This is a genomic window from Rhizobium indicum, from assembly GCF_005862305.2.
GTDB lineage: Bacteria > Pseudomonadota > Alphaproteobacteria > Rhizobiales > Rhizobiaceae > Rhizobium > Rhizobium indicum.
This window is the reverse complement of sequence record NZ_CP054021.1, coordinates 2,971,130-2,989,799: the sequence shown is the minus strand read 5'-3', so window position 1 is coordinate 2,989,799 and position 18,670 is coordinate 2,971,130. Positions and strand designations below refer to the sequence as shown.

The window sequence follows — 18,670 nt, the reverse complement described above, 5'->3', positions numbered from 1 at the left end:
GACATCATGAGCGATTTCGACGCCGTCATGACAGGAACCATCGTCACCGAAGAAGGTGTCGCGGAAAACTACGTCGCCGTCACTGATGGCATTGCCGCTGCGATCGAGACAGGCTGCGCTCCCGGCGCGCGTGTTCGATTTCGGCAGTTACTTTCTCACACTTATCGAGCTTCAAGGACATCGAGATGAACGCCATAATTCTAGACGGTGACAGCCTGACGATCAAAGATACCGTTCGCATCGCGCGCCAGGGTGCCAAGGTAGCGCTCGCCGATGCGGCGCGCGCCGAAATCATCAAGGTGAGAAACTATATCGAGGAAAACTGGCTGACCGAAAACGCGCCGCCAACCTACGGTTTCAACACCGGCGTCGGCAAGCTCAAGGATTATGCCATCAACCAGGCCGATAATGACCGCTTCCAGCGCAATATCGTGCTCTCTCATTGCTCCGGCATCGGAGAGCCGGCGTCGGAAGAAATCGTCCGCGCCATGATGGCCGTCCGCATCAACGCCTTCTGCCTCGGGGTTTCCGGCCTGCGGATCGAGGTGGTCGATCGTCTCGTTGAGATGCTGAACCGCGGCGTTCACCCTGTGGTGCCGATCCAGGGATCGGTCGGCGCGTCTGGCGATCTGGCGCCGCTCGCCCACATGGTTTCGGTGCTGATCGGCTATGAGGAGGCGGAAGCCTATTACCAGGGCGAACGCATGCCAGCGCCGCAGGCTCTGGAAAAGGCCGGCATCTCCCCGATTGCTTTCGATCTCAAGGCGAAGGACTGCCTTGCCCTCATCAATGGCAACAGCCTCTGCGCGGCCATGGCGGTTCTCAACCTCCACGACGCCGAGATGCTGATGAAGACCGCCGATGCGGCCGGCGCGCTCAGTCTGGAGGCGATCCGCGGCGAGCAGGCGGCATTCGATCCCCGCATTCATCTCGTGCGCAAGCAGCCCGGGCAGATCGCGACTGCGGAAAATATTCGTCGCATTATCGAGGGCAGCCGTCGCACGACCGAGGCAGCACGTGCGGTACGCCTCGAGGACGATATCCTGCATCCGAAACACACCGCCCGGATCCAGGATCAGTATTCCTTCCGTTGCCTACCGCAGGTGCATGGAAGCTGCCGCGACCAGTTGGAGCACGCCAAGGAGTTGATCACGCGCGAGCTCAACGCCGCGACCGATAATCCGCTCGTCTTCTGGAACGAACTCGGCGCGCTGGAATTCCTGTCCGGCGGCAATTTTCATTGCGAACCCATCGCTTTTGCCATGGACATCCTGACGATCGCTTTGGTGGAAATCGGCAATATTTCCGAGCGACGCCTGTTCTCGCTCTGCGACACGACGTTGAACTACGGCCTGCCGCCGAACCTTGCCGGCAAGCCGATTGGCCTGAATTACGGCTATGGCATCATCTCGACGGCTGCGGCGTCCGTCGCATCGGAAAACAAGACGCTGGCTTTCCCCGCCGTTGCCGATACCATCCCGACCAAGAGCAGCCAGGAAGACCATGTTTCGATGGCGACATGGGCATGCCGCAAGACGCGCCAGGTGGTCGACAACATGCCGAAGATCCTTGGTGTCGAATGCCTGCTTGCGGCCCGCGCCATCTTCCTGACCGAAGAGGCGCTCGGCGGCTACAAGCTCGGAACCGGCAGCCAGGTGCTCTATGACGCGCTTCGCGACGCGATCCCGTTCCAGCAGGAGGACAGCTACATGCCCAAGCAGACCACACCGGCTCTCGAGATCGTGCGGTCCGGCGCATTTCTCGAGGCCATCGAGAACAAGATCGGCGCGCTGAAATAGGCGGTCGGCTGATTTGGGCTGCGGCCGCATCATGAGGCGCCGGCATTTCATCGCCGCCTGCAATTCCCTGACCGGAGAGAACCATGTTCGATGATCTGATAATGCCGCCAGCCGACAAGATCCTGTCGTTGATGCCGATTTTCCGGCAGGACAGTCGTTCGAACAAGATCGATCTCGGCGTCGGAGTCTACCGGGACGCCTCCGGTACGACGCCGATCCCGCGGGCGGTGAGGGAGGCAGAAAAACGAATCCATACCGCGCAAACGACCAAAGCCTATGTCGGCCCGGCCGGAGATCCTGTTTTTTGCGATCTCATCGGCAGGCTTGTCTTCGGCGAGGCCGCGCCGTGGGAGCGAATTCGCGGCATCCAGACGCCGGGCGGAGCAGGCGCCTTGACGGTGCTCGCCGGCCTGATCTCCCTCGCGCGCCCGGGTACTGCGGTCCATGTGCCCGATCCGACTTGGGTGAACCATGTGTCGATCCTCGAAGACAACGGGCTTCGGGTCGTCACTTACCCGTACCTCGACAGCCGAACAGGTGAGGTGGATTTCGACGCCCTGCTCGATCATTTCTCACGGTCGGAGCGGGGCGATGTCGTGTTGCTGCACGGCTGCTGCCACAATCCGACGGGCGCCGACCCGAGCCCTTCGCAATGGCAGACGCTGGCGGAGATCATCGCCGAGCGCGGGCTCGTTCCGCTGGTCGATATCGCTTATCAGGGGTTTGGTGAGGGTCTCGAGGACGATGCCTTCGTGGTACGGCTGCTCGCCGGCATGGTTCCGGAAATGCTCGTCTCCGCGTCATGCTCGAAGAATTTCGGAATCTATCGCGAGCGTACAGGTGCGGCATTCATTCTCGCCGCCAACGCGGATCGGGCGGATGCAACCAAGGCGCAACTCACGGTGCGAGCTCGTCTCGTCTATTCGATGCCGCCGGATCATGGCTCGGCTATCGTTCGCACCGTGTTGGAAGACCCGGCACTCGCGGCCGACTGGCGCGCCGAACTGGACGGTATGCGCTCCAACATTCTGTCGCTGCGCCAGGGGCTTGCTGCCTCGTTCCGGCGTTTCACCAATGGCAGCGACTACGATTTCCTCGCCAAGAACAAAGGCATGTTTTCGCTGATCGGTCTGACACCCGGTGAAGCCGTGATGCTGCGCGAGCGCCACGCCATCTACATCGTCGAGGACGGACGCATCAATGTCGCCGGGCTGCGGGCCAGCCAGATCGACACCTTTGCAGAAGCGGTTCTGGCAGTTCGCGGAAAACGCTGACTGGCATCCGTTTGAGGCCAGAGACAAGAACTATTCGCGCTTCCCTCCCCTTACGGCGTTCCCTACAATCTTGCCTGTCCTCCCCCGAGCCCTGGAAATGAGGTTTTCATGAGCACGCTTACCCGCTTCTCCGTTCAGCCGCTCTCGACCATGACCCGCCGTCTTGCCGATGTCGCCTCCGCTCGTCGCGAACCCGACCTGGTCATCCAGGGTGCACGCGTCTTGTCTACCTATTCGGAGCGCTTTCTCGACGGACGCGAAGTCTGGATTTCGGGTGGCCGCATCGCAGCCGTGAAGCCTGCCGGCAGCTACAGAGGCGGGAGCGCCAAGCTCTACGACGCCGGGGGTGGCATCATCGCCCCGGGCCTGGTCGATCCGCATATCCATATCGAATCCTCGATGGTGACGGCCTGCGCCTATGCCGAAGCGGCGCTCCTCAACGGCACGACGACGATCTTCTGCGACAGCCACGAGATCGGCAACGTCATGGACGTCGCCGGCGTCGAGGCCATGCTCGAGGATGCACGGCAGGCGCCGCTGTCGATCTTCCTGACCGTGCCGAGCACCGTGCCGGCGACGACGCCGGATCTGGAAACAGCCGGCGGCGACCTGACGCCGGATAAGATCGCCGCCCTGTTCGACAAGTGGCCGGAAGCCGTGGCTCTCGGCGAGAAGATGGATTTCGTCCCCGTTGCGATGGGTGACGAGCGCAGCCATGCGATCCTGGCTGCAGCACTCGGGCGCGGCAGGCCGGTGTCGGGCCATGTCTACGGACGAGAGTTCGTTGCCGCCTATGCCGCATCCGGCGTCACCGACACGCATGAAGCCATCGACCGCGACATTGCCGACGACCTGCTGGAAGCCGGCGTATGGATCTTCCTGCGCGGCGGCCCGCCCAAGACTCCCTGGCATTCGCTGCCGCAGGCGATCAAGACGATCACCGAGCTCGGCGCCTCCCACAAGCGCGTCGCCGTCTGCACCGACGACCGTGATGCCGAAGATCTGCTTGCCTTCGGCCTGGACTGGGTAACGCGCGAAGCCGTGAAATACGGCATGAGGCCGGAACAGGCCTGGGCGATGGGTTCGCTGCACGCCGCGACGCGGTTCGGCATGGAAGGCGAAATCGGCGGTCTGGGCGGCGGCCGCCGCGCAGACCTGATGCTTCTCAGCGACGACCTTACGCCTGTTAGCACCTGGTATGGCGGCGAACTCGTCGTCGACGGCAAGAAGATCACGCCGATCCTCGACGAAGCCCTGTCGAAACCGTACCGCTATCCGGATGCCGCCTACCACACGGTCAAGCTGCCAAAAAATCTCAAGCTGACACCGGACCTACCGACGGAGACGGTCGTCGCTCATACGATCAAGACGGAGCTGCCTGGCATTACCCTCGGCCATGTCACCGTCACGCTGGAACCGGCCAATGACTGGCAAGCCCATTTCGACAAGCACGACCTCTGCTTCGTGACGGTGGTGGAGCGTCACGGCAAGTCTGCCGGCAATGTCGCCCACGGACTGCTCAACGGTTTCGGGCTCAGACAAGGCGCCGTCGCATCCTCGGTCGGCCACGACAGCCACAACATCATCGTCGCCGGCACGAATGCCGCGGACATGCAGGTGGCGCTCGACGCGATCGAAGAAAAGCAGGGTGGCGTCTGTGTCGTCATGGACGGCAAGGTGACGGCCATGGTGCCGCTGCCGATCGCCGGGCTTTTGTCCGACAAGCGCGTGCACCAGGTCGCCGACGAGGTAAAGGCCTTGAAGCTCGAATGGGAAAAGGCAGGCTGCACCATCGCCTATATGGGCTTCAACCTTATCCCGCTGTCGGTCATCCCGGAAATCCGGATAACCGACAAGGGCCTGGTGCTGGTGCCGGAAATGGTGATCTCACCGCTCTTCGAAAAGGCCTGAACGCTGGCAATCCGATGGTGAAAGAGGTTCGCCGTGACGGGCAAGAAAACCGAACGCGTCGCGAGCGAACCACCATCAATAACGTTAGGCATCGAGCGCACCTCGTTTGGCAATCGAGATCAGCTCCTTGAAGTGCGTAACAATTCTACCTTCGCGGCTAGCGTCCTCCGCTTCCCAACCGAACTTCCACGCGTCGTGGCGCGCAAGCCAATCTCCGAGGGCGCCGGTATCACCAGTAGGCATCCTATGGGCGGCGAGGTATGGGTTTTCGTGGGCCTTCAGGCCGAGCACCCGCGCCCTTGAGCCTGCTTCCTGCAGATCGATCAGCTCTTCAATTGTCATACGCGATCCCCCACGATGTCGGCGACGGTAGCATCGTGGTCTGCGCATGCAAGTGAATGCTAATTAATGGGTTAATTTGGGACAGTTGCGTGACAAGCGGCGCAGCATAACGATCTGATATAGCAACATAACGTTTCCTGATCGAAGACGTTGCTTTACCGATTGAACCCCTGAGAGAGGCCGCACATACTCTTGGTCATAACAATGACAAAGAGGGTAACATGTTAGAGTTCAATATCATGCGGGCTCACGCCGGTCGGCTTTCCATGTCCACCATCGCCGGCATCCTGTTGCTTTGCACCGGCCAAGCGAATGCCGAAACTCTTCGGCTCGCCCACGCGTCAAGCTCGAAGAGCCTCATTCAGGAGGCTGTCATCATGTTCGCCGACAAGCTCGCCGGCGAAACCAAGGGCGGCCTCACCGTCCAGATTTTTCCAGATGGTCAGTTGGGCGATGAGGGACCGATCGCCGATGGTGTCGGCTCCGGCTCCATCGATATCGGCCTAGGCGGCGTTGCCGATGCGATCGATCCGAAGCTCAACGTCGTCACCTTGCCGTTCTTGTTTTCCGATGCAAACGCGGCGCACACCTTTCTCGACGGACCAGTCGGGAAGAAAGTCTTCGACACGGGTGCCGACAACGGCTTCAAGATGCTGGGAGCGCTTGATTCCGGTTTCCGTCAATTTGCAACCGTCAGCAAATCAATCGCCACACCGGAGGATATCAAGGGTCTGAAGCTGCGGACACCGCCCAACCCCGTCATTCTTGCAACCATCGAACAGCTGGGCGCCCTGCCGCAATCGATTCCATTCGGGGAGGTCTATACCTCGCTGCAATCGCATGTGGTCGACGGCGTGGAGCCGGAAATACGCGATTTCGCGGATCAGAAATGGTATGAGAGCGCGAAGTTCCTATCGGTCTCGAACTATATCTGGACGCCGAATTACTGGTTCATGAACAAGGAGCGCTTCGACGCTCTGAGCCCGGAAAACCAGGCTGCGGTGACCAAGGCAGTCGAAGAGACGACGATCTGGTACCGCGGAAAACTTGACGAGGTCTATGCCCAGGTCATCGAGGACCTCAAGTCGAAGGGCGTCACCGTAACGACGGTGGACACGACACCCTTCCGTGCGATGGTTGATCCTGTTTACGCGAAATTCGGGGCGGAATGGGGGGACGATCTGGTGTCGTCCGTGCGCTCGGCAGCAGCCGGAAAATAGGCAATGCCTACGGCGAGGATGCGATCGGTCCTCCGACGTGTCCTTGCCGCATTCGTTGCTCGTGCACCACTTCCTCCTTTGATGGAAAGCCCCATGAAACGCCTGGCTTCTTCAGCGGTCTTCGTGATGACGATCGTTGGTGTCCTCGTTGTCGTCGCCCTAATCCTCTCGACCGGGCTTGGCGCCGTGGGCCGCTATCTCGGTCTCTCCGGAATCACTTGGTCATTTGAAATGGTCGGCATCCTGTTTTTGTGGACGACCGCGATCGGTGCTGTTCTGTCGGAGGTCGCCGGCGAAAATGTTTCCATCGACGGCAACACGTCCACCAGTGGTCGGAACCGCTGGTTTCGCATCTATCACAATCTCATCCTGCTCACCGTTGCCGCCGCCTTTCTGTGGAGCGGCAAGGCCATGCTTGCGCGCACGGGATTTGTTCCCACTCCCGTCATGCGCGCGCCGAGTTGGACCGTTCAGAGCATCATCGTCTTCATGGGCGCCACTCTGGCTGTCATTGCGATTGCGCGCATCGTTTCAGCATTCCGGGAGCGTGGCCAATGACGCTTCTGGTTCTCTTCGGCGTCTTCGCCATCACGCTCTACACTGGTGTGCCGGTCGCATGGTCGATCGCGTTTTCCACTCTTGTCGTCATTTATTTCGGTCTGGTTCCGCTCCCACCTTCCTGGTTTGCGCAACAGGTCTATATGGGAGCCGATTCCATTTCATTGGCGTCCATCCCGCTGTTTCTCGTCGCCGGCGGCATCATGAACGAGGGTGGCCTGACACGCCGGATCATCGACCTTGCCAATGACATGGTCGGATGGGTGCGAGGAGGATTGGGTGTCGTCAATGTCGCGACCTGCATGATCTATGGCGGAATTACCGGATCGGCCACGGCCGACACGGGTGCTGTCGGCGCCATCATGATCCCGGCGATGGCCGAACGGGGCTATCCAAGAGACTTCGCTGCAGCAGTTACGGCCGCAGCCGGGACGCTCGGCATCATCCTGCCGCCGAGCGTTGTGATGATCATGTACGGGGTCATAACGGATACATCAATCGGTGGGCTATTTGCAGCAGGCATCATTCCGGGTCTTATGTTGGCGGTCACATTCATGCTCACGGCCTGGTGGGTCGGGGTGAAGGAGAACTTTCCAAAGTCGGAGACCCGTCCGACCGTAACAAGCTTCAGCAAGCACGTTTTGCGGGCGCTCCCTGCGTTAATGATGCCTATTGCGGTTCTCAGTTCCATGCTGAGTGGGCTTGCGACAACGACGGAGGCTGCCTTCGTGGCAGTGGTCTGGGCTCTTCTGGTCGGAGGTGTCCTCTACCGCGAAATTACCTTGGCCGGCCTTTGGAAGATCGGGGTGGAGACGGTGCGCATGACCGGCGCAATTATGATCATCATGGCTGTTTCCGTTCCATTTTCCTGGATACTGACCGTCGAGCAGATTCCGCAATGGACCGCCGGGCTCCTTCATGCCTGGGGGGCCGGTCCGACCATCACGATCCTGCTCATCCTGGCGCTTTTGACCTTCGTCGGCACCTGGGCGGACCTTGGGCCTTCTCTGATTATCCTCGCACCGATCGTTCATCCGATCGGCGTCGAAGCAGGGCTTCAGCCCTATCAACTTGGTCTGATCTTCACGATGGCGCTGGGTATTGGATTGTTCACGCCACCAGTGGGCACCAACATCTTCGTCGTCTGCAACGTCGCCAAGGTCGGGGTGAACGCGGTTACGCGCAGGCTTATCCCGTTCTTCATTACCAGCAACATCTGCCTCCTGCTCGTCGCCTTCATTCCGGAGACGACGGAATGGCTTCCGCGTTACTTCGGGTTCTAGCAACCGTCCGTGGCCGCAACGAATGGACAAATACGATGACGACACATCTGGTTGGGGGAATCTCCAGCGCCGGGCGGGCCTTGCCACCCATGGACGGCAAACCCTTTGTCGCCCGACGGTCCCAAGGTGCCTATATCTGGGACGACAGACAGCGCCAGTATATCGATACGGCGCTCGGATTTGGGGCGACGGTGATCGGCCATGCGAATCCGCTGGTTGTCAAGGCAGTCACTGCCGCCCTGCGCAATGGGCCGATGCCGGCCTTTGCCCATGATGGAGAGGAGGAAGCTGCCAGCGTGCTGACCGCGGCGACGCAGCACTTGTCGCGGGCGATCTTTACCAATACCGGCAGTGAGGCTGTTCATCTCGCTTGCCGACTTGCTCGCGCTGCCACGGGCCGCTCCTATATCGCAAAAATGGCTGCGGGCTATGATGGCTGGTATGACGACGTCACGCTAGGCCAGGCGGGATCCGCCGATGCGGCAATGCTCACAAACGCAAGGCCGGTGCACGAGCGAACCACGCTGCTGCGCTTCAACGACTTCGATGACGTCGATCAACTGTTCGCGGAAAACAGTGGCATCGCTGCCGTCATCCTGGAACCGATGCTGGCCAATGCGGGATGCATCCCGGCAGCGCCCGGCTATCTTGCTCATGTGGAAGCGACGGCGCGGCGCCATGGCGCGCTTGTCATTCTCGACGAAGTGCTGATGGGATTTCGCACGCGATTCGGGCTGACGGGGCATAGCATGGAGGTGGAAGCAGATCTGGCCACCGTGGGCAAAGCCATCGGCAGTGGCGTCGCAGTGGCCGCTGTCGTCGGTCGACCCGACCTCATGGCGCTTGCAGAAGAGGGTACAGTCAACCGCGCCGGGACTTACAGCGGCAATCCTGTGGCCACAGCCGCCGTCACCGCAACGTTTCAGGTTCTGAGAGACCTCGATTACGCCGCCTTGCTGGCGCGCGGCGAGCGGTTAAGGCATGGCATAAATTCAGCTTTTGCCAGTTATGGCAGGGCGGTTTCAACCTCTGGGGAGGGCTCCGTGTTTACAATCTGGTTTGCCGATAGCCCGCCCTCGAACTACGCAGAGACGCTGGACAGGGCAAATGCCGTCATGACCCTCAAACTTCACGAGGCGCTGCGCCGCCGCGGGCTGTTGATCATGCCGTTTGCCTTCGGTCGTCTCTATCTTTCCAATGCCCATACCGATGACGTTATCGACGAGATGATCGGTATTTTTGAAGACGCCGCAAGAGACATGGCGGCCTAGCCAATTTCCTGTTTTGGGATCCTGAAACCCATATGCCCTGCAACTGGCCGTTCACCGGATCGCGACCCTGATCACGGGGACAGTAGATAGTGTCAAAGCTGCTGAAAATGCGAGCGGACGAAGCTAGCGACCGTGCGAACAGCGGCGCGCGCGCCATGTGGAACGAGAAGGGCGATCTCAAGCGGTTTCAGCGACGGCAGGCCGTCGTCTTCCGCGGTCAGACGGCGGTGTCGCGAAGCGACGACCGAGGCCGGCAAAGCTGTAACCGCGGCACCCGCATCCAGCGCCGCCTGAATCGACGGCAGATGTGAGGATGTCCATGCCGCTCGCCATCCGATGCCGGCCTGGGTGAGAGCGTGGACGATATGGGGCCGTGCTCGACAATCCTTCTCTGGAAACAAGGCAAGAGGGAGGGGCCGCTGTCGTTCAATCTGCCCATCCGGAGGTCCATACCAGACCAGCGGCTCGCGACGCAGCAATTCGCCGACGATTGAATCCGGTGCACGAGTGATGATAGCGAGATTGATAGTGCCGTGTTCGACCATCGCCTCGAGGGAGCGGGAGAAGTCGCACTGGATCTCGACTTGGATACGGGGATTGGCGCGCGAAAACTCTTCGATCAAAGGCTTGCCAAACAGCTCGATGTAGTCGTCCGGCATTCCAAGACGGACATAGCCGCGCATGGCACCTGGATCGAGCGCTGCCAGCGCCTCGTCCTCGATCGCAATGATACGGCGGGCATAGCCAATCAGGATCTCGCCTGTTTCAGTCAGGTGCACGCCGCGTCTTGTCCGGTCAAACAGCTTCCGCCCGATCTGTTCTTCAAAACGGGCGATGATGAGACTGACGGCCGCTTGCGACTTGCCGATCCTCATCCCTGCTGCAGTAAAGCCACCGGCGTCGGCCACTGCCACGAATGTCGCGAGCGCATCTGTGTCGAAGTGCTGCATTTTGAACCTTGGAACTCGCTATGGGACGTGCGGCGATCTGATCGTTCCGACCAAGCGAGGTTCACCAAAAGACCGGCGGACTGCAGATATCATTCTCCCTTTCCTCAGGTGAGTAAAGCGCTGGCCATGATGCGAACACGCCGATTTGGCCAGCCAATGTCTCAAGGGCATGGACACACACGATGTCGCACAACCAGCCGCGTCCCAATGACCACGCACCAGAATAGCCTGCTGCCACCACGGGCCGGTGTCGCCCCCCGCCTCCGCCCGCATCCAACCCGTCTTGCCGTGACACACAAAAATGCAACTGCAATACTAAAGGTCAGCGACTTGTAGATGCATTCGCGTAAATGCGATTAGGCTTTCGATGTGTTGGCCGACAGCTCGGCGCGTTTCTTCGACCTCGCCCCGGTCGATCGCCTCGATGATAACGAGATGTTCCGTGGAGTCCGGCTTCAGGCGATCTTTCAGGCGGTCGATTTCGAAGAGACGCGTGGTCGCCCGAAGCTCCCGCAGTACCTTTGCCATTACCGCGTTACCGCAATGATCGATGATCATGTTATGGAGATTGTCATCCGAGAACCAATGCGCGTCTGTGTGATACGCCGTCGCGCCCAAAAGGTCGTGAATTTCCTGCCGGACGCTCATCAAAAGACGTCGCGGAATGGCGTTGATCGACAATACCGCTGCTTCAGGTTCGATCAACAATCTCAGTTTCAAGCTTTGAAGATACTCGCCGACATCCACCTGTCGCACGACGTAGTTTCGGCCATCGCCCTTGCGAACCAGGCCTTCGCCCTCTAGCCTCTGCAGCGCTTCGCGCAGCGGCGTCCTCGAAATCCCGAGTGTCTCGGCAAGCCTTGCCTCAACGATGACATGCCCGCCTTTCAGCCGGCGATGCCGGATCATGTCGGACACGGCCTTGTAGGTCAGCGATGCAAGATTGTGCTGCCCTTTCTCCGCGATTTTCCGACCCGGGGCCGCCAAAGCGTCTGTCACTGTTTGCCATTTCCTTGTTCTTTAGGGCGTTGGCCGCTCGACGCGGCATCGTGCTTTCCTTACGCGATCACTTGTTACATATGATAGCCGATTTGGAAAAGGACTGGAACGAGTGCAGATGGACGATGGTCTGAATGAAGTTGGCGACTCCAGCCTTGCTGACGAAACCTACCGTTCCCTGCTGGCCGATATTCTATCAGCCAGGCTCGCGGGGGGATCGGTCGTCCAGCAACGCCGCCTGGCGACGAAACATGCCGTTTCGCGTTCTCCCATGCGCCACGCGCTGGGACGTCTCGAAGGAGAGGGACTACTTGTCAGAAACGAAAAAGGCGTTCTCTCGGTCAGGGTCATCAGTCTCAAGGACTACCTTGACAGTCTCACCATGAGGATGCTGCTCGAACCAACTGCAGCCGCGCTCGCCAGTTCCCACGTTTCGCGACTTGAACTGGATCCTTTGACAAGGATGCTTGACGAGATCGAGGCCGACCCCGAACCTGACCCAGAGGTGGTCTGGGCGTTTGACGATGCGCTTCACAACTATATCGCAAGCGAGAGCCGCAACCCCTTTATGGCAACCACTATTGGGGAGATGCGGCGCTACACAACGATCTTCGAGCGGCAGCTGCCTGTCGTGCGCGCAAAGCCGGGCGTGCGGGAACATCGAGCGATTCTGCTTGCCTTGGCCACCAACGATGCCGAGGCGGCTCGCCGAGCCATGACCGATCATCTCGAAGTCGTCCGTCAGGGCGTGCTTGCGAACTACTGAATCGACGAGCTGAGAATGCACTTGCATCTACGGCGAACTTTTGTATAAAAGTGGGATCCCATTTGAATGCACGGTCGGGATCCAACGATAAAGAACCGAACTCCAGAGGCTCTCCATGCTCCGTTCACACTTCTCTCGCAGCGTTCTTGCCGCGTCCTTCCTGTCGATCACAGCGTCTTTTGCCTTCGCTCAATCCTGCGAACCCAAAGTGGCGGCAGGCGAGTTGATCAAGCCCGGCACGCTCGTCATGTCGACCAATCCAACGCTTCCTCCGCTCCAGTTCATCGACTCCACGGGTGATCTGAAGGGCATGCGCATCGACCTCGGCAAAGAGATCGCCAAGCGCCTTTGCCTTGAACCCGAATATGTCCGGATCGAATTCTCCGCGATGGTTCCGGGTCTGCAGGCTGGCCGCTGGGACATGATCAATACGGGCATTTTCTTCACCGAGGAACGCGCCAAGATCATGCAGATGATCCCCTATGAAGATCAGGCCATCAGCATCTCCGTGGCGCCGGATTCGAAGAAAAGCGTCGCCGCAAAAGATGATCTAGCCGGCATGACGATCGGTGTCGAAATTGGTGGTTTCGAGGAAACAAAGACACGCCTTCTCGACAAGGAACTGCGTGACGCGGGCAAAGAAGGCTTGACCATCCAGACGTTCGATAATTTCGCCCTGGCCTTCCAGGCTCTGCGGGCAAGCCAGGTCCAGGGTGTCGTGTCGATCGACGCGGTTGCCAAGGAGTACGATTCTCGCGGGGACTTCAAACGGGCAATCAGCGGCCTCTACCCCGCTCCGGTTTCTGTCGCATTCAAAAGCCCGGCTTTGGCTGATGCCGTGTCTGCGACGTTGAAAGACATGAAGGCGGATGGATCTCTGAAGGCGCTCTTTGACAAATACGGTCTGCCGATGGTCGCGGGTGACTATTCGGTCAAAGGCCCCGGCCGCTGAACTGATTTCAAAGATCGTTTAGAGATGAGGCGGGCGCGACCACGTCGCGCCAAACCTCTTGCAGAAAGTCGTCTTCATGTCGCTTTGGAACTGGTCTGGCTTCTTCGGTTATCTGTTCAACCCCTTTATACTTGGCGGGGTGTTCACGACCGTTTGGCTCACCGTCGTCTCGTTGATTGCGGGGCTTATTCTGGGCTTTGCTCTTGCATTGATGCGGCGATCGTCGCGGCGGGTGCCATACTACCTTGCCAAGGCGTATATCTGGCTTTTTCGCGGCACGCCGCTTCTTGTACAGTTGATTGCGATCTACACGGCGCTTCCGCTGTTCGGCATCAAGTTCACCGTCATAGAGGCGGCGTTGCTCGGATTGGCTCTCAACGAGGCGGCTTATCTCGCGGAGATCATTCGCGCCGGCATCGAAGCCGTGCCGGAAGGCCAGACCAGGGCAGCGCGCGCGCTCGGCATGACGGAGCGTCAGATCATGCGCTACATCGTCATGCCGCAAGCCTTTAAAGTTATCGTTCCGCCTCTCGGCAATTCGGTGAACGGTCTCTTGAAAACGACCTCTGTCACCTCCGTCATCTCGGTCGAAGAACTCCTTCGCCGGACCCAGGTTCTCATCCAGGAGCGGTTCATGGTGCTCGAACTGTTTGCGGTCGCGGCGATTTATTACCTCCTCCTCACAACACTCTGGGACTTCTTCCAGAGCCATATCGAAAAGCGTCTCGGTCAAGCCGGATCTCGGCTTTCCATTAACGAGAAGCGCTAGAACCAGGATTCTCAAATGCAGAAGATGTTCCGCGGTGTCTACACCGTGATGATTACTCCCTTGGATCCCAGTGGCGCGGTCGATCTGAAGGGGCTGGCTGCCTTTACCGACTGGCAGGTCAAGGAAGGTATCCATGGCCTGATCCCTCTTGGATCGACGGGTGAGTTTCTGTCGCTCAGCGAGGAAGAGCGCGATAGTGTGGCGAGGACCGTCATCGAAACTGTCGCGGGACGGGTGCCTGTTCTGATCGGCACAGGAGCGGAAGATACGCGGGAGTCCATTCGCCTTAGCGTCAAGGCCGAGGCAATGGGAGCTGACGGTGTCATGATTATTCCGCCGTTCTATTCCACCCCAACGGATGACGAACTCGTTCATCACTACAAGAGCATTGCGTCTGCCGTGGCTATCCCGATTATGGTCTACAACAATCCCGCGACCGCAAACGTCGATCTGACGCCGGAGTTGGTCAAGCGCATCGCCGAAATCGACGGCTGCGATTATATCAAGGAGTCCACTCTCGAAGTGACGCGCGTGCGCGATATCATCCGGCTGGCCGGCGACGATATGACTGTGTTCGGGGGTATTCTCGGGTTCGAGTCTTTCGTTATGGGTGCGCAGGGCTGGGTGGCCGTGGCTTCAAATGTTGCGCCAGGACCGATGGCGCGGATCTTCGAACTTGTCGCAAATGAGAAAAAGTTCGATGAGGCAAGAGAGCTTTACCTCAAATGGCTGCCTGTCATTCAGGCGGTCGGGGGCCAGGCCTATGTCGCAGGAACGAAGTCACTGCTGACCCACATGGGATTTGGCGCAGGCCTGCCGCGTCCGCCGCGCCTGCCGTTGCCACCCGAGCAGGACGCCGCCATGAAGAGGCTGGTGGCCGATTTCGGTCTGACGTTCAGCGTCTGAGGAATTCCATGATGCCCGTCGCTTCCATAAACCAGAGTTTGAGGCCCGACGATGCGCGGGTCAGGCTCTCGGTCGACGGTCTGCAGATATTTGCCGAAAAGGGCATGTCTGTTGCCGCCGCCATCGAGGCGACGGGGCAGCATGAATTTTCCCGAGGCATCAAAGGTGACGGCCGTGGCCTCTTCTGCGGAATGGGTGTCTGTCACGACTGTCTCGTGACGATCGACGGAAAAGTCAGCCACCGGGCCTGCATGACCACTGTCGACGATGACATGCAGGTCCTGCGCCCTGCTGCGCGGCCAGATCTTGCCACTGGTCAGATTGCCGATCTCTGCGGTGTGCCGCAGTCCTTGACGACAAGGACGATGGACGTTCTCATCGTCGGAGCGGGGCCTGCAGGGCTTGCCGCAGCGGAGGTCCTTGCTGCGGCCGGCGCCAAGGTGACTGTTATTGATGAACGGCCGTCTGCCGGCGGGCAGTATTTCAAACAGCCCTCGACACGGAGCGCCGCCGAGCATTTGAGTGGCGACGAGCAGGCTTTGTCCGGCGCAGCGCTCATAGGGCAAGTGCGCGATCACGGCGTGACATTTCTAACCGCTACAGTGGTGTGGGGTGCCGCACGTGACGACGACGGTTCGCTTATTATTGCCTGCTATGGATCCGGCCAGGCGTTCTACTGCAAGCCGAAAATACTGATCATCGCGACGGGGGCCTACGAACGCCCTACACCGGTGCGGGGTTGGACACTTCCTGGTGCGATGACAACAGGGGCCGCCCAGACGTTGCTGAGGAGCTACGGAACCGTGCCCGGCCGAAGGATCATTGTCGCCGGAAACGGTCCTTTGAATATGCAGGTCGCAAACGAACTTCGAAAGGCAGGAGCCTCCATAGTCGCCTTGCTGGAAGCAGCACCGCCACCCTGGTCTCGGCCGCTGGCAGCCCTCGGCCTCCTGACAACGGATCCCGCGCTCGCCCGTCACGGATTGCGCCAGATATCGACGCTGAGGTCCATGGGCGTCAAGATAGACTGGAATAGCGTGCTCACCTCGATCAACGGTTCGCAACGTGTCGAGAGCGTCACGTTCGCCGGACCAGACGGCGAGACCAATCTCGATGCTGACACGGTCCTTATCGGCGGCAATTTCACATCCTCCAATGAGCTGTCCCGGCTACTCGGATGCGGCCATGAGGTCACCGACGGCGATCTGCGGGCAATGCGAGATCTCGACGGTCAGACAACGCTTGCAAACGTGCATATTGTCGGTGAAGCGGCGCGTTTCGGCGGTGCGCATGTTGCGATGGCAGAAGGGCAGATCGCCGCCCGCGATTGCGCGAAAACTGAGCTTCCTTGTCCAAGCCGACGAAAGCGCAGTGAAAAGGCTCGCCCGACACAGACGGTTTCAGCGGGCGCTTTGGCAGGTCTTTGCGCCGAAGGACGACGCAAAGACAAAGGCTGCAATTCCGCCAGATGATGCATTGATCTGCCGTTGCGAAGGGGTGACTTACGGTGTCTTGAGGACGCTCAGCGCAAATAGTGCGCAGGACGTCTCGACATTAAAGCGCCTGTCGCGTGCAGGCATGGGGCGGTGTCAGAGCCGCTACTGCGGCAAAGCGATCGCCGACGTCGCGAAAGAGCGGCACCTCACGGGCGAAACAAGCGGTTTTCTGGCTCCGCAAATGCCACTTCGCCCTATTCCGCTGGCGGCGCTTGCAGTCGAAAAGCCGGAATGGGGCGGCCACAAGCGCGCACTTTTGCCGGAAAAGCCCCCATCGGCGAATCCTCAACCTTTGCCGGTGGCAGAAACGTCCACGCTGATAATCGGCGCCGGCATTGCAGGCCTTTCGACGGCGCTTTTCCTTGCCCGGGAAGGCGAGGACGTTGTGGTGGTGGAGCGCGCTTTTGCGAACTCGCTGGCGTCTGGAGGGAATGCAGGGAGCCTTCATGCCCAGTTGCTTTCCTTCGACCACGGTGCCCGTGCCGAAGGTGGCGGCGGAGCGGCCGCTCAAACACTTCCCCTCCAGCGGGATTCAATCGCTCTTTGGGCCGCGCTGCAAAGCGAGCTCGGACAGGATTTCGAGATGAAGGTCACAGGCGGCCTCATGGTGGCCGAAACCGATGACCACATGCGTTTTCTGGCGGAAAAGGTCGGGGTGGAGTGCGCGGCCGGGATCGATTGCCGCTTGATCGGGCAAGAGGAACTGCGCTCCCTGGAGCCTGCTCTGTCTTCTCACTTCGTCGGCGCTGCCTACTGCTCCCAGGAGGGCAAGATCAATCCTCTCGTTGCGACGCAATATATATTGGAGGCGGCACGGCGAGACGGCGCTCAACTCTTCGAAAATTGCGAGGTCACCGGGATAAGGACCTCGGACGACGGGTTCGAGGTCAAGACATCAAGGGGCATAGTGCGGGCAAAACGGATCGTCAATGCAGCCGGAGCCTTCGCTTCAAGGATCGGCGCGATGCTCGGTGTCGACGTGCCGGTATTCGGTGCTCCGCTGCAGATGGTGGTTACCGAGGCCGCAGCACCTTTGATCTCGTGTCTCGTCGCCCATGCCGACCGCCATTTGACACTCAAGCAGGCGGCAAACGGGAACTTCATTATCGGCGGCGGCTGGACCGCAGGCCTCGATCCCGTCCACCAACATCCACGCCCGCTACTGTCGAGCCTTGAGGGGAACCTTTGGGTTGCCCAGCACGTCGTTCCCGCTCTGCGCAAACTTCACGTCATCCGAAGCTGGGCGGCGATGAACATCAACATCGACGGTGCGCCGATCCTCGGTGAACATCCGTCAATGCCCGGGTTCTTCAACGCCGTCACTTCAAACGGCTATACGCTCGGCCCGATCGTCGGCCAGTTAACATCCCGGCTCGTTCTCGGTCGCGAGACCGATCGAGCCTTGCAACCCTTTTCCATCGCGCGTTTCCAGAAAGGCCGGGCATGATTGAGATCACTGGCGTTACCAAATATTACGGTCAGTTCGCTGTCCTTAAGAACTGCTCGGTGAACGTTGAGCGCGGTGAGGTCGTGGTTGTCTGCGGTCCCTCGGGGTCGGGCAAATCGACATTGATCAAATGCGTCAACGGGCTCGAGCAGTTTCAGGAAGGTTCGATCCGGGTGCATGGTATCGAGGTCGGCGACCCGAAGACCGATCTGCCGAATCTTCGCACACGGGTAGGCATGGTCTTCCAGAACTTCGAATTGTTTCCGCATCTGACGATCATCGACAATATCATGCTGGCGCAGAAGATTGTCATTGGCCGCAGCGAAACTGCCGCCCACGCCAAGGCCATGGCGCTTCTTGATCGCGTCGGGCTGACGGACCACGCGAAAAAATATCCAAGCCAACTCTCCGGCGGGCAGCAGCAGCGCGTGGCGATCGCTCGCGCGCTCGCGATGGATCCGCTCGCCATGCTCTTCGACGAGCCGACCTCCGCGCTTGATCCAGAGATGATTTCCGAAGTGCTCGAAGTCATGAGCGGACTGGCAAAGGACGGCATGACGATGATGGTCGTCACCCATGAGATGGGATTTGCCCGCCGGGTGGCGACACGCGTGATTTTCATCGATCAGGGCGAGATCGTCGAGGATCGTCCGAGCGAGGAGTTTTTCGCGGGAAAACACAATCCGCGGACCGAAGCTTTCCTTGGCAAAATCCTGCAACACTGAAG

Annotated in this window: 16 protein-coding genes and 1 pseudogene; 14 read left to right on the top strand and 3 right to left on the bottom strand. The window is 59.7% G+C overall.

From position 1 onward, the window contains the following. The first annotated feature begins 6 nt into the window (after positions 1-6). From FFM53_RS14675 to FFM53_RS14660, 4 genes are all read left to right on the top strand, one after another. Positions 7-189 carry a hypothetical protein gene (locus tag FFM53_RS14675; RefSeq protein ID WP_138389482.1) on the top strand — a complete coding sequence of 61 codons (183 nt, stop codon included), beginning with the start codon at positions 7-9 and terminating at the stop codon, positions 187-189. Next, complete coding sequence (gene hutH, locus FFM53_RS14670; RefSeq protein WP_138389481.1) at positions 186-1,799, top strand: histidine ammonia-lyase; 1,614 nt, start codon at positions 186-188, stop codon at positions 1,797-1,799. The genes FFM53_RS14675 and hutH overlap by 4 nt, the downstream gene beginning before the upstream one ends. An 83-nt stretch (positions 1,800-1,882) precedes the next feature. After that, on the top strand, positions 1,883-3,073 hold the full coding sequence (locus tag FFM53_RS14665) for an amino acid aminotransferase (protein ID WP_138389480.1): 1,191 nt from the start codon (positions 1,883-1,885) through the stop codon (positions 3,071-3,073). 108 nt (positions 3,074-3,181) lie between these two features. After that, the gene (locus FFM53_RS14660) at positions 3,182-4,984 is read left to right on the top strand and encodes an adenine deaminase (protein WP_138389479.1); all 1,803 of its coding nucleotides are present in this window, start codon (positions 3,182-3,184) and stop codon (positions 4,982-4,984) included. An 84-nt stretch (positions 4,985-5,068) separates the two neighbouring features. On the opposite strand, the gene FFM53_RS14655 is transcribed toward FFM53_RS14660, so the two are convergent. Beyond that, positions 5,069-5,326: a CrpP-related protein gene (locus FFM53_RS14655; RefSeq protein ID WP_011653840.1), complete on the bottom strand. Its 258-nt coding sequence runs from the start codon at positions 5,324-5,326 to the stop codon at positions 5,069-5,071. A 221-nt stretch (positions 5,327-5,547) separates the two neighbouring features. On the opposite strand from FFM53_RS14655, the gene FFM53_RS14650 reads away from it, so the two are divergent. The 4 genes from FFM53_RS14650 to FFM53_RS14635 all read left to right on the top strand — a co-directional run bounded on the left by FFM53_RS14650 (position 5,548) and on the right by FFM53_RS14635 (position 9,658). Further along, positions 5,548-6,546 (top strand): TRAP transporter substrate-binding protein, encoded by a 999-nt coding sequence (locus tag FFM53_RS14650; protein WP_138389478.1) that lies wholly within the window; start codon positions 5,548-5,550, stop codon positions 6,544-6,546. Positions 6,547-6,639: 93 nt separating this feature from the next. Then, positions 6,640-7,104, top strand: a complete 465-nt coding sequence (locus FFM53_RS14645; RefSeq protein ID WP_062941283.1) for a TRAP transporter small permease — start codon at positions 6,640-6,642, stop codon at positions 7,102-7,104. Further along, complete coding sequence (locus tag FFM53_RS14640) at positions 7,101-8,387, top strand: TRAP transporter large permease (RefSeq protein WP_138389477.1); 1,287 nt, start codon at positions 7,101-7,103, stop codon at positions 8,385-8,387. The genes FFM53_RS14645 and FFM53_RS14640 overlap by 4 nt, the downstream gene beginning before the upstream one ends. Next, positions 8,360-9,658 (top strand): aspartate aminotransferase family protein, encoded by a 1,299-nt coding sequence (locus FFM53_RS14635; protein WP_138389476.1) that lies wholly within the window; start codon positions 8,360-8,362, stop codon positions 9,656-9,658. The genes FFM53_RS14640 and FFM53_RS14635 overlap by 28 nt, the downstream gene beginning before the upstream one ends. Before the next feature lie 92 nt (positions 9,659-9,750). On the opposite strand, the gene FFM53_RS14625 is transcribed toward FFM53_RS14635, so the two are convergent. Then, positions 9,751-10,608 (bottom strand): LysR substrate-binding domain-containing protein, encoded by an 858-nt coding sequence (locus FFM53_RS14625; protein WP_138389475.1) that lies wholly within the window; start codon positions 10,606-10,608, stop codon positions 9,751-9,753. 315 nt (positions 10,609-10,923) lie between these two features. Further along, positions 10,924-11,607 carry a GntR family transcriptional regulator gene (locus FFM53_RS14620; protein WP_138331801.1) on the bottom strand — a complete coding sequence of 228 codons (684 nt, stop codon included), beginning with the start codon at positions 11,605-11,607 and terminating at the stop codon, positions 10,924-10,926. Positions 11,608-11,719: 112 nt separating this feature from the next. Here FFM53_RS14620 and FFM53_RS14615 point away from each other — a divergent pair, with 112 nt between their 5' ends. From FFM53_RS14615 to FFM53_RS14590, 6 genes and pseudogenes are all read left to right on the top strand, one after another. Continuing rightward, the gene (locus FFM53_RS14615; protein ID WP_173883587.1) at positions 11,720-12,373 is read left to right on the top strand and encodes a GntR family transcriptional regulator; all 654 of its coding nucleotides are present in this window, start codon (positions 11,720-11,722) and stop codon (positions 12,371-12,373) included. A gap of 115 nt (positions 12,374-12,488) precedes the next feature. Next, a complete protein-coding gene (locus FFM53_RS14610; protein WP_138389472.1) occupies positions 12,489-13,325 on the top strand; it encodes an ABC transporter substrate-binding protein in 837 nt (278 codons plus the stop codon). Positions 13,326-13,401: 76 nt separating this feature from the next. Beyond that, the gene (locus tag FFM53_RS14605; RefSeq protein WP_138389471.1) at positions 13,402-14,094 is read left to right on the top strand and encodes an amino acid ABC transporter permease; all 693 of its coding nucleotides are present in this window, start codon (positions 13,402-13,404) and stop codon (positions 14,092-14,094) included. 15 nt (positions 14,095-14,109) lie between these two features. Beyond that, positions 14,110-15,000, top strand: coding sequence for a 4-hydroxy-tetrahydrodipicolinate synthase (dapA, locus tag FFM53_RS14600; protein WP_138389470.1), 891 nt, complete (start codon positions 14,110-14,112; stop codon positions 14,998-15,000). Next, positions 14,997-17,943, top strand: a pseudogene (locus tag FFM53_RS36840) (FAD-dependent oxidoreductase). Before dapA ends, FFM53_RS36840 begins: the two are co-directional and overlap by 4 nt. After that, on the top strand, positions 17,940-18,668 hold the full coding sequence (locus FFM53_RS14590; protein WP_138389469.1) for an amino acid ABC transporter ATP-binding protein: 729 nt from the start codon (positions 17,940-17,942) through the stop codon (positions 18,666-18,668). The pseudogene FFM53_RS36840 and the gene FFM53_RS14590 overlap by 4 nt, the downstream one beginning before the upstream one ends. The last annotated feature ends 2 nt before the right edge of the window (positions 18,669-18,670 follow it).

Excerpts from the sequence above, each read along its gene's own strand:
- FFM53_RS14675 (WP_138389482.1), top strand. The coding sequence starts at position 7 with ATGAGCGATTTCGACGCCGTCATGACAGGAACCATCGTCACCGAAGAA.
- hutH (WP_138389481.1), top strand. The coding sequence starts at position 186 with ATGAACGCCATAATTCTAGACGGTGACAGCCTGACGATCAAAGATACC.
- FFM53_RS14665 (WP_138389480.1), top strand. The coding sequence starts at position 1,883 with ATGTTCGATGATCTGATAATGCCGCCAGCCGACAAGATCCTGTCGTTG.
- FFM53_RS14660 (WP_138389479.1), top strand. The coding sequence starts at position 3,182 with ATGAGCACGCTTACCCGCTTCTCCGTTCAGCCGCTCTCGACCATGACC.
- FFM53_RS14655 (WP_011653840.1), bottom strand. The coding sequence starts at position 5,326 with ATGACAATTGAAGAGCTGATCGATCTGCAGGAAGCAGGCTCAAGGGCG.
- FFM53_RS14650 (WP_138389478.1), top strand. The coding sequence starts at position 5,548 with ATGTTAGAGTTCAATATCATGCGGGCTCACGCCGGTCGGCTTTCCATG.
- FFM53_RS14645 (WP_062941283.1), top strand. The coding sequence starts at position 6,640 with ATGAAACGCCTGGCTTCTTCAGCGGTCTTCGTGATGACGATCGTTGGT.
- FFM53_RS14640 (WP_138389477.1), top strand. The coding sequence starts at position 7,101 with ATGACGCTTCTGGTTCTCTTCGGCGTCTTCGCCATCACGCTCTACACT.
- FFM53_RS14635 (WP_138389476.1), top strand. The coding sequence starts at position 8,360 with ATGGCTTCCGCGTTACTTCGGGTTCTAGCAACCGTCCGTGGCCGCAAC.
- FFM53_RS14625 (WP_138389475.1), bottom strand. The coding sequence starts at position 10,608 with ATGCAGCACTTCGACACAGATGCGCTCGCGACATTCGTGGCAGTGGCC.
- FFM53_RS14610 (WP_138389472.1), top strand. The coding sequence starts at position 12,489 with ATGCTCCGTTCACACTTCTCTCGCAGCGTTCTTGCCGCGTCCTTCCTG.
- FFM53_RS14605 (WP_138389471.1), top strand. The coding sequence starts at position 13,402 with ATGTCGCTTTGGAACTGGTCTGGCTTCTTCGGTTATCTGTTCAACCCC.
- dapA (WP_138389470.1), top strand. The coding sequence starts at position 14,110 with ATGCAGAAGATGTTCCGCGGTGTCTACACCGTGATGATTACTCCCTTG.
- FFM53_RS14590 (WP_138389469.1), top strand. The coding sequence starts at position 17,940 with ATGATTGAGATCACTGGCGTTACCAAATATTACGGTCAGTTCGCTGTC.